This window comes from Xanthomonas translucens pv. cerealis (assembly GCF_006838285.1).
Lineage (GTDB): Bacteria > Pseudomonadota > Gammaproteobacteria > Xanthomonadales > Xanthomonadaceae > Xanthomonas_A > Xanthomonas_A cerealis.
On the sequence record NZ_CP038228.1, the window covers coordinates 3,544,236 to 3,557,517 of the forward strand.

Annotated in this window: 13 protein-coding genes; 2 read left to right on the forward strand and 11 right to left on the reverse strand. The window is 70.8% G+C overall.

The genetic code is table 11. The features are described from left to right. Positions 1–53 precede the first annotated feature (53 nt). A complete protein-coding gene (locus E4A48_RS15755) occupies positions 54–1,136 on the reverse strand; it encodes a FecR family protein (protein WP_142742753.1) in 1,083 nt (360 codons plus the stop codon). After that, positions 1,129–1,644 carry an RNA polymerase sigma factor gene (locus E4A48_RS15760; protein ID WP_068830304.1) on the reverse strand — a complete coding sequence of 172 codons (516 nt, stop codon included), beginning with the start codon at positions 1,642–1,644 and terminating at the stop codon, positions 1,129–1,131. The genes E4A48_RS15755 and E4A48_RS15760 overlap by 8 nt, the downstream gene beginning before the upstream one ends. Positions 1,645–1,950: 306 nt before the next feature. Here E4A48_RS15760 and E4A48_RS15765 point away from each other — a divergent pair, with 306 nt between their 5' ends. Then, entirely contained in the window at positions 1,951–3,030 is a 1,080-nt protein-coding gene (locus E4A48_RS15765) for a pirin family protein (protein ID WP_142742754.1), read from the forward strand. Positions 3,031–3,275: 245 nt separating this feature from the next. Here E4A48_RS15765 and E4A48_RS15770 read toward each other — a convergent pair whose 3' ends face one another. Then, positions 3,276–3,878, reverse strand: coding sequence for a DUF4142 domain-containing protein (locus E4A48_RS15770; RefSeq protein ID WP_039008251.1), 603 nt, complete (start codon positions 3,876–3,878; stop codon positions 3,276–3,278). Positions 3,879–4,002: 124 nt separating this feature from the next. Between E4A48_RS15770 and E4A48_RS15775 the strand changes: the two genes are divergently transcribed. Beyond that, positions 4,003–4,743 carry a GntR family transcriptional regulator gene (locus tag E4A48_RS15775; protein ID WP_142742755.1) on the forward strand — a complete coding sequence of 247 codons (741 nt, stop codon included), beginning with the start codon at positions 4,003–4,005 and terminating at the stop codon, positions 4,741–4,743. Positions 4,744–4,892: 149 nt separating this feature from the next. On the opposite strand, the gene E4A48_RS15780 is transcribed toward E4A48_RS15775, so the two are convergent. From E4A48_RS15780 to mdcA, 8 genes are all read right to left on the reverse strand, one after another. Next, the gene (locus E4A48_RS15780; RefSeq protein ID WP_039008255.1) at positions 4,893–6,248 is read right to left on the reverse strand and encodes an SLC13 family permease; all 1,356 of its coding nucleotides are present in this window, start codon (positions 6,246–6,248) and stop codon (positions 4,893–4,895) included. Positions 6,249–6,383: 135 nt separating this feature from the next. Then, on the reverse strand, positions 6,384–7,304 hold the full coding sequence (locus E4A48_RS15785; RefSeq protein WP_142742756.1) for an acyltransferase domain-containing protein: 921 nt from the start codon (positions 7,302–7,304) through the stop codon (positions 6,384–6,386). Beyond that, the gene (gene mdcB / locus E4A48_RS15790; RefSeq protein ID WP_058197228.1) at positions 7,301–8,113 is read right to left on the reverse strand and encodes a triphosphoribosyl-dephospho-CoA synthase MdcB; all 813 of its coding nucleotides are present in this window, start codon (positions 8,111–8,113) and stop codon (positions 7,301–7,303) included. The genes E4A48_RS15785 and mdcB overlap by 4 nt, the downstream gene beginning before the upstream one ends. Before the next feature lie 401 nt (positions 8,114–8,514). Next, positions 8,515–9,168, reverse strand: coding sequence for a malonate decarboxylase holo-[acyl-carrier-protein] synthase (gene mdcG, locus E4A48_RS15795; protein WP_142742757.1), 654 nt, complete (start codon positions 9,166–9,168; stop codon positions 8,515–8,517). After that, complete coding sequence (gene mdcE / locus E4A48_RS15800) at positions 9,161–9,865, reverse strand: biotin-independent malonate decarboxylase subunit gamma (RefSeq protein ID WP_142742758.1); 705 nt, start codon at positions 9,863–9,865, stop codon at positions 9,161–9,163. Before mdcE ends, mdcG begins: the two co-directional genes overlap by 8 nt. After that, entirely contained in the window at positions 9,856–10,776 is a 921-nt protein-coding gene (locus E4A48_RS15805) for a biotin-independent malonate decarboxylase subunit beta (protein ID WP_142742759.1), read from the reverse strand. The genes mdcE and E4A48_RS15805 overlap by 10 nt, the downstream gene beginning before the upstream one ends. A gap of 382 nt (positions 10,777–11,158) precedes the next feature. Beyond that, on the reverse strand, positions 11,159–11,473 hold the full coding sequence (mdcC, locus tag E4A48_RS15810; RefSeq protein WP_039008261.1) for a malonate decarboxylase acyl carrier protein: 315 nt from the start codon (positions 11,471–11,473) through the stop codon (positions 11,159–11,161). Between the two features lie 8 nt (positions 11,474–11,481). After that, positions 11,482–13,125: a malonate decarboxylase subunit alpha gene (gene mdcA, locus E4A48_RS15815; RefSeq protein ID WP_039008262.1), complete on the reverse strand. Its 1,644-nt coding sequence runs from the start codon at positions 13,123–13,125 to the stop codon at positions 11,482–11,484. Positions 13,126–13,282 lie beyond the last annotated feature (157 nt).

Sequence of the window (13,282 nt, forward strand, 5' to 3'; positions counted from 1 at the left end):
CTAGGAGTGCCGCACAGCGCCGCGCGGCTACCGGTAATTGCATGAATTTTTTCTTACATCGGCGCCGGCGCGCTGCGGATCGTCACCGCGTGGGCGTCGCGGTGCACCTGCACGTTCGGCAGGCTGCCCAGATAGGCGACGAAGGCGTCCGGATCGCGCAGGTGGAACACGCCACTGATGCGGCGCGCGGCCAGCGCCGGGTCGGCGATGCGCAGCGGCTGCGTGGTGTAGGCGTTGAACAGCCGCGCCACCTCGCCCACGCTGCGGTCGTGCACGCCGATCTGCGCCGGTAGCCAGGCGGTGGCGCCGGCGATGTCGGCGTGCGCGTCCAGTCCCAGCAACTGGCCGCGCGCATCCAGCCGCGCCTGCTGGCCGCCGCCCAGGTCCGCCAGCTGCGCGCCCTCGCTGGGCAACGCGTTGCGCCGCCACCACGGATGCGCGCCGCGCAGCACGTGCACGCGTCCCTGCAGCACGGTGACGCGGGTGGCACCGTCGTGTTGGTCGACGCCGAACACGGTGCCGATGTCGCGCAGCACCAGCGTACCGACGCTGACCCGCAGCGGCCGCGCCGGATCGTGGCCGAGATCGAACAGCGCCTTGCCGCGCAGCAGCGCGATGTCGCGGCGCTGCGCGCCGTAGCGCACGGCGATGGCGCTGCCGCGGTCCAGGCGCACCACGCTGCCATCGGCCAGCGCGACCTCGCGCCCGGCATCGGCGGCGGCGGCGTAGACCGACGCCGCGACGCTGGCCGGCGCCGCCAGTTGCGTGGCCACGCCCACTGCGGCCAGCGCGAGCACCGCGGCCAGGCCCAACGCCCGGCGCCGGCTGCGCTTGCGCGCGTGCGCCGCCGCGCGCGCGCGCGGCGCGGCACCGCGGCCGAGTTCGGGCCGCAACGGCACCACCACCGCGCCGCTGTGGCGCGCATGCGCACACAACTGCTCGCTGCTGGCCTGCTGCGCGTGCGCCGCGGTCTGCAGGTCCTGGTGCAGGTGGGCGATGCCCAGGTATTCGGCCACGTGCGCCGGCGATTGCCGCAGCCACGCCAGAAATTCGGCCTGCTGCACCGGCGCCAGCGGCGCCTCGCGCTGTGCCAGGTACCAGGCCGCGGCCGCCGCGGCGATCGGCGACTCACGCATAGCGCGCCATGCCCTGCCGACACACCGCCAGCCCCTTGATGATGTATTTCTTGACCATGTGGCTGGAGATCTGCAATCGCTCGGCGATGTCCTGGTAGCCGAGTTCGTCGCGGTAGCGCAGCACCATCGCCGCGCGGCATTTCGGCGGCAGCCGCGCCATCAGTTCGGCCAGGCGCTGCCGGCGTTGCTCGCGGTGCACGTGCGCATCGGCTTCGCACGGCACCGCCAGCCGCTCCAGCACCTCGTCCAGGCAGGTGTCGCGCTGCGTGCTGCGCTGGTTGAGCAGCGCGTGCTCGCGCATCAGGTTGGCGGCGATGGTGAACAGGTAGGCCTCCGGATTGGCGATCTCCGGGGCATGCGCCTCGCTGCGTTGCAGGCGCAGCCACACTTCCTGCACCAGGTCCTCGGCGTCCCAGGCCGCGGCGCGGCGACGCAGGAAATAGCGGCTCAGCGACGGCCGCCATTGCAGGAACAGCCGCGACAGGGCTGGCAAGGGTTCGGGACGCACCAGGCGCTCGCAGGATCGGAAAGGCCTGCGATGCTGGTCGCGGCGGATGACAATCCGATGACGCACGGGCCGCGCGGGTACGGATGCGGGGCCGCGCGCCCAGCCGACATTCAGTTGCACGCCGGGGTAGGCGTGGTGCGCTCGATCGGCGGGTGTAGCGCGGCCGATGACCGGGGCGGCCGCGGGCGGGCGGCGTTCCACATGCGGGATAGGATGTCCTTCGCAGCGGCCTTCCGTTGCGCCGGACCCGCTCCATGTTCAAGGCATTGCCGCCTTTGCGCCGGCGTTCGCACCAAGGACATCGTCATGACCGACCCCGTCGTCCAGATCAAGCCGCTCGGCTTTCCATGGGAAACGATCGACCCGTTTCTGTTCTGCGTCTATCACGACGACGCCTATCCCGCCGGCAACGGCGCGATGGGTCCGGCGGCGTCGCTCGCGGGCCGCGCCATCGGCCAGGACTTCAGCCGCAAGGACGGCTGGAGCATGTACCACGGCGAGCAGATCCCCGGCTTTCCCGGCCACCCGCACCGCGGCTTCGAGACCGTGACCATCGTGCGCCAGGGGCTGATCGACCATGCCGATTCGCTCGGCGCGGTGGCGCGCTTCGGCGCCGGCGACGTGCAGTGGCTGACGGCCGGTGCCGGCATCGTCCATTCGGAGATGTTCCCGCTGCTCGAAACCACCGCACCCAACCCGCTGGAACTGTTCCAGATCTGGCTCAACCTGCCGGCGCGCAGCAAGATGGTGGCGCCGCACTTCACCATGTTCTGGGCGCACGACCTGCCGCGCTTCAGCGCCAGCGATGACGCCGGCCGCAGCACCGAGGTGGCCTGCGTGGCCGGTCGCATCGGCCCGGTCGACGCCGCGCCCGGCGCGGCAGGCGGCCCGCTGGCGCCGCCACCGGATTCGTGGGCGGCGCAGGACGATGCCGACGTGGCGATCTGGACGATCCGCATGGCGCCCGGCGCACGCTGGACGCTGCCCGCCGCGCAAGGTCGCGGCACGCGCCGCAGCCTGTACTTCTTCAAGGGCGCAGCGGTGACCGTGGGCGGACGCGACGTGCAACGCCACGCCGCCATCGAATTGCGTGCCGACCAGGCGGTGGAGCTGGTCAACGGCGATCTGGACGTGAGCGAGTTCCTGGTGCTGCAGGGCCGGCCGATCGCCGAACCGGTGGCCCAGCACGGCCCGTTCGTGATGAACACCCAGGCCGAGATCGCCCAGACCATGGCCGACTACCGCCGCACCCAGTTCGGCGGCTGGCCATGGAACGACGAGGCGCCGGTGCACGGCAGCGATCCGGCCCGCTTCGCGCGACACCCGGATGGGCGCGAGGAGCGGCCGGCACCGCACGCGGCAGCCGCGGACATCGCGAACGGTTAGCGCGTGTGGAAACGTAGCGCGCCGTGCTGTGCACATGCCGCTTGTCCCTTCTCCCTCGGGACTATGGCTTCCTTTTCGGGGGAAGGTTGAACCTGCTGTCCCTTCTCCCCTCGGGAGAAGGTGGCCCAAAGGGCCGGATGAGGGTACGGGCGGAGCCTCGCGCACCCAAACTCCGCGAGTCGCTTTCGCGCCGGTTCGCGCCGGAACCTCACCCCAACCCCTCTCCCGGCGGGAGAGGGGCTACATCAGTAGCGCGCCGAGGCCAGCGCCTGCGCGCGCTCCAGTTGCTCGGCGATGCGCTTGCGCGCCTGCTGCAGTTCCTGCCTGGTCGCGTCCTGTTGCGCCGCCGGCACCAGTTCGGCATCGATCACCGCCAGCGCATCGGAATAGCTGCGCACCATCGTCGCCATGTAGGCGTTCATGTAAGCCGAATCGTCCGTCTCCTGGTCCAGCGCCTGCAGTTGCGCCTTGCCTTTGGCCACTTGCGCGGCGATCTTCTGCGCATCGCCGGGACCACCTTTGCCTGCGTCCGCGGCCGCGGCGCCCTGATGCGCGGCGACCACTTCGCGGGCGAAGTCGGCGACGCTGCCGCTGACGTTGCGCGACAACGCCTGCTGCGACAGCGCCACCGCGTTGCCCTCCAGCACCTGCAGCATCGCCTTGGCCGAGGCGTCGCCGGCGATCGGCGCACGCCCGCTTTCGCCGCCGACCGGGGCTACGGTCGGGGCCGGCGAGGTCGCCGGTGCGGTGCGCGAGGTCTGCTCGCCCGGCTTGCCGCAGCCGCTCAGCGCCACGGCGGCCAGCGCCGCGAGAATCGAAAGCCGGATGGTGATGCGCCTCGGGGTCATGGGATGCTCCTGGTTTGCCAGCGCCTACCTTGCCCAGGCGCGGCGCAAACCCGCGTGAATCGCATGCGCCGGCCGCTAGAATGGCGACATCGCCAGCACGGCTGCAGAGCGTTCCAATCCGCCGATGACCCTCGCGCCCGACACCCGCGCGCCGCGCAAGCGCGTGGCGCTGTACGAAGACGTGGCCGAGCGGCTGCGGCAGAAGATCTACGACTACGTGCTGCCGCCGGGCGAGTGGATCGACGAGCCGGCGCTGGTCGCCGAACTGGGCATCAGCCGCACCCCGTTGCGCGAGAGCCTGAAGCTGCTCGCCGCCGAAGGCCTGGTGCAGATCGAGCCCGGCCGCGGCGCGCGCGTGACCAGGCTGAACCTGGAAGACCTCAACGCGCTGTTCCCGGTGATGGCGCTGCTGGAAGGCCGCTGCGCCTACGAGGCGGTGCGCAAGGTCGACGCCGCCGGCCTGGCGCGGCTGGAAGCGCTGCACGCACGCATGGAGCAGGCGGCCGACGAAGGCGACCTGGCCGAGTACTACCGGCAGAACTACCTGATCCATGAATCGGTGCAGGAATTCGCCGGCAATCCCTGGCTGATCCGCGTCACCCACGACCTGCACCGCATCCTCAAGATGCACCGCGGGCGCCAGCTGCTGGCGCCCGGACGCATGCAGCAATCGCTGTGCGAACACCGCGAACTGATGGACTGCTTCCGCCGCGGCGACGCCGAAGGCGCCGAGCGCACCATGAACCGGCACCTGCAAAGCCAGGGCAACGCCCTGGCGATGTACGTGGCCGCCGGCGGCAAGTTGAATGTGCCGGCGCCGTTGCCTTGTGGGCGGGACGCGCGAGGCGCGACGCGGGAGTCGTAAAAAGCGGCGCTTCAGGTTTTGCCACTGCAAGGCACTCGCGGAGAGCCATACACACAAAAGCGCCGCCCCAGGGGACGGCGCTTTTTTTGTTCAACGCGTTGCGGATCGGGAAGCGCGATCGGCGGTCGCCGCTCCCCGGTCCGCGTCCCTCACAACCAGCCCGGCACCACCAGCAGCAGCCACGCCAGCAGCGGGCCGAACAGGACCACCAGGCCGCTGTAGATCAGGAAGCGCTTGTACAGCGACTCGCGTTCGTCCGGGGCGGCCGAGGCCACCACCAGCGCGCCGTTGGTCGAGAATGGGCTCACGTCCACCACCGTGGACGAAATCGCCAGCGCGCAGATCACCCCGGCCGCGCCGAGCTGGCCCTGCAGCAGGAACGGCACCGCCAGCGGGATGGTCGCGCCCAGCACCGCCGCCGACGAGGCGAACGCGGAGACGATGCCGCCGACGTAGCACACCAGCAGCGCGCCGAGCAGCGGGATGCCGATGTCGGACACGCCGTTGCCGATGTAGTCCACCGCCCCGCTCTGCTGCAGCACCGCCACGTAGGTGACCACGCCGCTGATCAGCAGCACCGTGGACCAGCTGATGCCGTCCACCGCACCGTTCTGCGCCTTCGGCGACAGCAGCGCCAGCACCACCGCCACGGTCATCGACACCAGGCCGACATTGAGGTTGTAGAGCAGCGAGGCGATGCCCAGGCCGAGCAGGCCGAACAGGGTCAGCACCCGATCGCGGTTCAGGCTCATCGTCTCCAGCGCCACCGGATCGGTGGACAAGGTGCCGCCGCCGGCCGACAGCAATGCGCCATGGCCTTCGATCGCGAACTGGCGATGCGAGGACTGATCGCCCACCGGCACGGACGCGGCGGTGGCCAACGACGGCGCATGGCCGCGCCGCAGCAACGCCAGGCCGCCGAAGGCAAAGAAGCAGATCAGCGCCATCAGCAGGTTGAAGCCGAGACTGGTCAGGAACACCGCCATCTCGGTCACGTCCAGCCCGGCCTTCTCCACCACCTTGTTGGTGATCCCGCCGTACACGCTGATCGGCGAAAAGCCGCCGGCCTGCGCGCCATGGATCACCAGCAACCCCATCAGCAACGGACTGATCCGGTACTGCCTGGCGAAGCGCAGCGCGACCGGGCCGATGATCGCCACCGCCGCCGGTCCCAACGCGCCGAACGCGGTCAGTACCGCGGTGACCATGAACATCACCCACGGGATCGCCACGATCTTGCCGCGGACCGCGCGCACCGCCCAATGCACCAACAGATCGATGGTGCCATTGTTGCGCGCGATCGCGAACAGATAGGTGATGCCGACCAGGGTCAGGAACAGGTCGCCGGGAAACCCGGACAGGACCTCCTTCCCGTCCATGCCGACCCAGACGCCACCGATGATGAAGGCCAACGCGAACGCGACGGCACCCATGTTGACCGGCAACGCCGTGGCCACGATGAACATGACGATCAAGCCGATGATCGTCGCGATTTGTGGACTCATGCGCCCTCCCGAGCTTGCTGGATCCGTCCCACTGCCGCGAATGGCCGCCCGCCATTCTGGGTCGATCGCCCACTGCCAACCGCCGTTGCGGCGCGACGGCGGCCATCGCCGTCCCCCCTCGCCGCCGCAGCCGCCTTACTGCAGGCGTTGCTGCGCCTGCCGCGCCCATGCCGCCGCCGCGGCCAGGCTGCCGAACTCTTCAACCGAACGCGCCTGGCACTGCGGCAGCAGCTCGCGCGCGATGCGCGCCAGCGCCCCGCCCGGCCCCAGTTCCAGGAACACCCGCGCACCGCGTTCGGCGGCCTGGCGCAGCGTTCCGGCCCAATCCAGCGTCGTGCCCAGCTGTGCCGACAGCGCGCCGATGGCGTCGTCGCGGTCGCCGATGCGGTGTCCGTCGATGCCGGCCAGCACCGCGGCGCGCGGCGCGGCCAGCGGTGCGGCGCGCAGATCGGCGGCGAACGCCTGCGCAGCGCTGGCCAGCAAAGGCGTATGGGCGGCCACCGCCACCGGCAGGCGCGTGACCCGCGCGCGTTGCGCACGCGCCTGGCGCTCGCCCTGCACCAGCGCATCGGCATGACCGCCAAGAATCAGGTGATCGTCGCCATTGACGATGGCGATGTGCAGGCCGGTCTGCGCGCACAGCGTCTCGGCCGCATCGCGCAACAGGCCCTGCACCGCGATCAGGCCGTCGCCCTTGCGGCTGGCCGCATCCATGCGCTGCGCGCGCCGCTGCGCCAGCGCCAGGCAGGCGAACGCCTCCATGCCGCCGGCCAACGCATGCGCGGCCAGTTCGCCGATGCTGTAGCCGAGCAGCAACGCCGGCGGCGGCAGTTGCGGCAGCAGCGCGGCGGCATTGGCCAGCGCCGCCGCGCACACCAGCGGCTGCGCGAGCGCGTTGTCGTAGCGCGCGTCGGCGCCGGCCAGCGCGCGCGGATCGGCGCCGAGCACCTGCGCGGCCGCGGCCAACACCGCCTCGGCCGCCGGCGCGCCGGCGCTGTAGTCGAACATCGCCGGATGTTGCGCGCCCTGCCCCGGGCATAGCAGTGCCAGGCTCATGCGGCCTCCTGGCGCTGCAGGAAACAGGCGCAGGCAAGCAGATCGGCGCTGCCGCCCGGACTCAATCGGCGCGCGACGAAGGCGTCGCCGATGCACGCCAGGTGCTGGCGCCAGTCCGGCTGCGCCACACCGCCGGCCTCGAGGAACGCCCGCGCGCTGCGCTGCGCGAAGCGCAGGCCATCGCGGCCGCCGCGCTGCAGCAGGTTCAGATCGTCGGTCTGCGCGATCAGCTGCAGCAGGGTCTGCGCCATGGCGGCATCGTGCGCAACGCCTGCACGCAGCGCGCGGCGCAGCGTCGGCAGCGCCACCTCGCGCAGCAGCGGGAAGCCTGCAGCGGCCTGCTCGCGCACGCCGGCGACGCCATGCCGGCGACGCATGCGCTGGCCGTGGCTATGCGGATCCAGTGGCGCATCCAGCAACGCATCGTGCCAGTGGCCAACGGCATTGCAGACCGCCACGCCGTCCGGCATCGCATGCTGCTGGCTGCGCAACCGCGCCGCCGCCGCGACCAGCAGGCCCAGGCTGAAAATCGCACCGCGATGGGTGTTGACGCCGCCGGTGGCGCGCAGCATGGCGCGCTCGGCCTCGATGCCGCGCTGGCGCAACGTGGCGAACGGCGCATCCGCCATGCCGGCAGCGGCGATCGCGACGAAGTAGCCGCGCAACGCGAACAGACTGCGCAGGAACGTGGACGCGTCCATGTCGTCGTGGCTGCCGCGATCGAACGGCGTGACCAGACCGGGCTTCGGCGCGCAGGCCAGCTCGGCATGCAGGCTGGCGACGGCGAGACGGCCGAGGCGATGTGGCATGGCTGCGGCGTTGGGGACGTTCGCTGCGGTGTTCGCCGCAGATAAAGCCGCTTGCGCATAGCCAGTGCATTGCATTGCAGGAGGGATTTCAGCCCCAACAATTTTCAGTGTCGGGAAGATCGCGGCTGCGTTCGTCGCGGCTGAAGCCGCTCCCACAGGGACTCGCGGATGGCCAGCTACCCGCACTGCGGGAGGGACTTCAGTCCCGACGGCTTCCGAAGCGGGAAGGTTTGACGCTACGTTCGTCGCGGTCAAAGCCGCTCCTGCAGGAGCCTGCGAACCTGCTGGGGCCACTGTAAGAGGGGCTCCAGTCCCGACCGCTTCCGGCGCCGAGGCGTCCACGGCTGTGGGCGCCTGCAAGAAGCAGCCATCTTCCGTACCGCGCGGCGCCTGCAGGTCCATCACGCCCCCCATGCCTGCAGCAGTTCGGCGCGCGGCTGCAGCCGGCAGTCGCGCAGCGCCTTGACCAGCAGCTGCGCGCTGTCGCCGGCCAGTTCGCGCCAGCTCACCGCGTCGCCGTCGGGCAGCAGCACTTCGCCATCGGCGCAGCACCCGTGGCGCTGCTCCCAACGCGCCAGGTCGGCGAGCAGCGCGGGGGCCTGTGCCGGCGACGGCACCGGCCACAGCAGATCGATGTCCGAACCGGCCTGCACGTAGCGCAAGCCGGTCAGCGCCTGCCAGGCGAAGGCGCCGAACACGCGCGGGATCAGCCCATGCGTGGCGGCCACTGCCTGCAGTTCGCGCAGCGGCAATTGCCAATCGTGCAGTGCCGGCACCTGCGCGCAGACCTCGTCCAGCGTCAGCGGCGCGCGCTGCCGCCGCACCGCGTCACGCTCTACCGACAGCGACAGCCGCTGCTTGCCCTCGGCCGGCGGCAACGGCACGCCCAGGCGCAGCAGCGGCGCAGCGTCGCGGCGATCGCCGCGCGCGACGATCGCCGGGTGGCCGGCAGCGAACCAGTCGCGCAGGCGCGCCTGCACACCGGGCGTGCGCGCCTGCCACGGCGCATCGGCCGCCAGCCAGACCAGGTCGTGCCGGGCGAGCGGCTCATGCATGGCCGGCGGCGACCTCCGCGGCGATCGGTGCGGCCAGCAGGCGGCCGTTGCGCGCGGCGCCGCGTTGCGCGCGCACGTCGCCGTGCAGCGGCGCCTGCAACGCGGCGACCAGCGCTTGCGCCAGATCGCCCTGCCACAGCGCGTCCACCGCGCCCATCGCCACGTAGTTCTCCACGCCCGGCGCGAACACCGGCGAGCTCTTGCTCAAGGCCTGCAACTTCTCCAGCGGCTGCTTGGTGACCCGCGCCATCGCACGCAGGTCCATCACCCGCACCTGCGCCTCGGGCAGCGCGTAGATCGCGTCGGCCATCAGCCCGAAGGCGAGAAAACCGCCGCTGACCGATTCGCCGTAGACCAGCGTCAGCAGCCGCGCGCCGCGCCGCCGTGCCAGGTCCAGGCATTGCGCCAGATGGCCGAAATAGCCGTTGATGCCGAGCAGTTCGTCCTTGCGCGACGGCCGCTGGCCGGCGGTATCGACCAGCATCACGATCGGCCGCTGCGGCTGCGTGCGCGTGCTGTCCAGCACCGCGGCGGCCAGCGCCAGCGCGTGCTCCACGCCCACTTCCAGCTTTTCGGCGCTGCCGATCACGGTGACCTCGCCGAGCGCGGTGCTGGCGCTGCCGCCGATCACGCCAGCGCGCACCTCGACCCGGTGGCCGAGCGGAAACAGTTGCTGCAATAGAGGGGTCAGTTCCATCGCGGGCTCCGGTCAGCGACGGCGGCGAGGAAAGCGTCGGTGTCCAGCAGCGGCAACGCGTCGGGATCGGCGATGCCCTGACGGCGCCAGATCTCCACGCCGTCGCGGCAATCGCCGTAGGCGTCCAGGCGCTGGCGCAGCGCGGCGTGTTCTGCGGCGATGCGCGCCAGGCCGTCGTCGTCTTCGGCCGGCGGCGCCGCCAGCGCGGCGATCGCCGCGGCGCGGAAGTCCTCGATGGCATCGGCGACAAGGGCCTGCGCCTCGCCGAGCAGATAGCGGTGCTTGCCGCCGGTTACGCGCCACACCAGGGCGCGATCGCGCGCATCGAATTCCTCCACCCCGCGCACGGTCTCGATCACTTCCGGACCCGACAGGCCCAGCCGCCCTTCCTCGGACATCACGATGCGTGAGCAGCAGCGGCTGACGATGCCCATGCCGCCGAAGCAACCGGTGCCGCTGCCGATCAGCGCCAGCACCGGCACGCCGGCGGCACGCGCGTCCAGGGTGGCGCGCATGATCTCGGAGATGGCGATCAGCCCGGCGTTGGCCTCGTGCAGGCGCACGCCGCCGGTGTCGGGCAGCAGCAGCACCGCTGCCGGCCTGGTGGCCACAGCGCGCTGCAGCAGCCCGGTGAGTTTGGCACCGTGCACCTCGCCGACCGCGCCGCCCATGAACTGGCCTTGCTGCGCGGCGATCAGCACCGTGCGCCCGTCGAGCCGGCCCTCGCCGACCACGATGCCGTCGTCGAACGCGCCGGGCTGGTCCAGCTGCGCCAGGTGCGGACTCATCGCGCGCTGGCGCGGGCCGACGAATTCGCAGAAGGAGCCGGGATCGAGCAGGCCGGCGATGCGTTCGCGCGCGTCGGCTTCGTAGAAGCTGCGCGGGCGGCGGTTGTTGGGGATCGCGCTCATGCGCAGCTCCGCTGTGGTCGGCGTACTCGCCGGATGGGCAATGCAGGACGCTCGTTCATTGCAGCAGGCGTCTGGATCGCGGCCGCAGCCATCCACGCGCTGCCGGAGGATCGCGTCGGGGCTGAAGCCCCTCCCACAACAGGGCTGCTCGCAGACACGACATCCCTTGTGGGAGCGACTTCAGTCGCGACGAGCGAAGCCCGAACCGCGACCATCGCGGATGCCTTCGGAACCGAAGCATCTCTCGAAAGGGTAGCGCTCCCTGTAGGAGCGGCTTCAGCCGCGACGAACGAAGCCAAACTATCGCCAGCTCCAGACACCGTCGCGGCTGAGGCCGCTCCTACAGAGAGCATGGCGATGGCGGGTGTCCGGATGGAACGCATCACGCCTCCTCCTGCAAGGCTTCCACCGCCTGGTCCAGGCGCAGTCCGACCACCGCCGGGGTGGCGCCGACATCGTTGATCGAGATGCGCACGTCGCGCAGCGGATGGCGCGCGGCGAAATCGTCGAGTACCGCCTGCCAGATCGTGCCGAAGCCGTCGGCGGCGGTGACGATCTCGATCTGCATCGCGCCGCCCAGGTCCAGCGGTTCGATCAGCACTTCCAGATTGCCGGAGGACACCACGCCGACCAGCACGTGGTCGCGCCGGCCGTTCGGCGCCAGGCGCCCGTCGTAGCGATAGCGAAGGGTTTCCATCGGGTTCCCTACCAGTTGCGGAAACGTTGCGGCGGCGCATACAGGCCGCCGGACCATCGCACCAGATCCTTGATGCTGCGCGCGGCCAAAAGATCGCGGCTGGCGTCGCGCAAGCGGATGCCCAGATCCTCGGGGCGGCGGATCACGCCGCGGTCGCGCAGGTTCTCGACCACGCGCCTGTCGCGGCCCAGGCCGACCGCGGTGTAGCCGGCCACCCCGCGGATCGCCTGTTCGCGTTCCTCCAGGGTACGGCACAGCAGCAGGTTGGCGATGCCCTCTTCGGTCAGCACATGGCTGACGTCGTCGCCGTAGATCATCACCGGCGGCAGCGGCATGTTGGCGCGCTCGGCCAGTTCCCAGGCATCGAGCCGCTCGACGAAGGCCGGCGCCATGTGTTCGCGGAAGGTCTCCACCATCTGCACCACCAGCTTGCGTCCGCGCGGCATCTCGCCGGGGCGCGCGGCCTCGCGCCCGGCCTTGAGCCAGGCAGGGCTGGCGTGGCGGCGGCCGCGCGCATCCGAGCCCATGTTCGGCGCGCCGCCGAAACCGGCGATGCGGTCGCGGGTGGCGGTGGAACTGTTGCCCTGCAGATCGATCTGCAGCGTGGAGCCGATGAACATGTCGCAGGCGTACAGGCCCGCGGTCTGCGCGAACGCGCGGTTGGAGCGCATCGACCCGTCGGGGCCGGCGAAGAACACGTCGGCGCGCGCGGCGATGTACTGCTCCATGCCCAGTTCCGAACCGAACGAGTGCACCGAGTTGACGAAGCCCGACTCGATCGCCGGGATCAGCGCCGGATGCGGATTGAGCGCCCAATGCCGGCAGATCTTGCCGCGCAGGCCGAGCGACTCGGCATAGGTTGGCAGCAGCAGTTCGATCGCCGCGGTGTCGAAGCCGATGCCGTGGTTGAGCCGGTCCACGCCGTACTCGGCGTAGATGCCCTTGATCGCCATCATCGCCATCAGCACCTGGATCTCGGAGATCTGCGCCGGATCGCGGGTGAACAGCGGTTCGATGTAGTGCGGGCGCGGCGCCTGCACCACGTAGCCGACCCAGTCGGCGGGGATGTCCACGCGCGGCAGCGTGTCCACGATCGCGTTGACCTGGGCGATGACGATGCCGCCCTTGAACGCGGTGGCCTCGGCGATCACCGGCGTATCCTCGGTGTTCGGCCCGGTGTAGAGATTGCCGTGGCGGTCGGCGGCCTGCGCGGCGACCAGCGCCACGCGCGGGGTCAGATCGACGAAGTAGCGGCCGAACAGTTCCAGGTAGGTATGGATCGCGCCGATCTCGATGCGCTTGTCGGCGACCAGCCGCGCCAGGCGCAGCGCCTGCGGCCCGGAGAAGGAAAAATCCAGGCGCTGCGCGATGCCGCGTTCGAACACGTCCAGGTGCGCCGGCAGCGCCAGCACCGACTGCAGCAGGTGCAGCCCGTGCACTCGCGCCGGATCGACCTCGGTGAGGCATTGCGAGAGGAAATCGGCCTGCTTCTGGTTGTTGCCCTCCACGCACACGCGGTCGCCCGGCTCGATCACCGCCTCCAGCAGCGCCACCGCATCCCTGGCCTCCACCAGGCGCCCGCGCGCCAGCCCTTCGGCGCGCTGCAGGCGTTGCCGGCGATTGTCAGCAAGGGTGTTCCAGTCCTGAGACATAAGGCTTTCCGGCGGCGGATGGAGGGCGGCGCCGCGCCGTGGCGGAGCCGGCCGAAATTGTAATTACGATGTAATTATTAAATCGTGACCAATGCACGCGGCGCTGCAGCAGGCGTCTTTCGGGCTGGTTTCACCCATCTCCGCGACAACGACAATT

Excerpts from the sequence above, each read along its gene's own strand:
- E4A48_RS15765 (WP_142742754.1), top strand. The coding sequence starts at position 1,951 with ATGACCGACCCCGTCGTCCAGATCAAGCCGCTCGGCTTTCCATGGGAA.
- mdcA (WP_039008262.1), bottom strand. The coding sequence starts at position 13,125 with ATGTCTCAGGACTGGAACACCCTTGCTGACAATCGCCGGCAACGCCTG.
- E4A48_RS15770 (WP_039008251.1), bottom strand. The coding sequence starts at position 3,878 with ATGACCCCGAGGCGCATCACCATCCGGCTTTCGATTCTCGCGGCGCTG.
- E4A48_RS15775 (WP_142742755.1), top strand. The coding sequence starts at position 4,003 with ATGACCCTCGCGCCCGACACCCGCGCGCCGCGCAAGCGCGTGGCGCTG.
- E4A48_RS15785 (WP_142742756.1), bottom strand. The coding sequence starts at position 7,304 with ATGAGCCTGGCACTGCTATGCCCGGGGCAGGGCGCGCAACATCCGGCG.
- mdcB (WP_058197228.1), bottom strand. The coding sequence starts at position 8,113 with ATGCCACATCGCCTCGGCCGTCTCGCCGTCGCCAGCCTGCATGCCGAG.
- E4A48_RS15805 (WP_142742759.1), bottom strand. The coding sequence starts at position 10,776 with ATGAGCGCGATCCCCAACAACCGCCGCCCGCGCAGCTTCTACGAAGCC.
- E4A48_RS15780 (WP_039008255.1), bottom strand. The coding sequence starts at position 6,248 with ATGAGTCCACAAATCGCGACGATCATCGGCTTGATCGTCATGTTCATC.
- mdcE (WP_142742758.1), bottom strand. The coding sequence starts at position 9,865 with ATGGAACTGACCCCTCTATTGCAGCAACTGTTTCCGCTCGGCCACCGG.
- mdcG (WP_142742757.1), bottom strand. The coding sequence starts at position 9,168 with ATGCATGAGCCGCTCGCCCGGCACGACCTGGTCTGGCTGGCGGCCGAT.
- mdcC (WP_039008261.1), bottom strand. The coding sequence starts at position 11,473 with ATGGAAACCCTTCGCTATCGCTACGACGGGCGCCTGGCGCCGAACGGC.
- E4A48_RS15755 (WP_142742753.1), bottom strand. The coding sequence starts at position 1,136 with ATGCGTGAGTCGCCGATCGCCGCGGCGGCCGCGGCCTGGTACCTGGCA.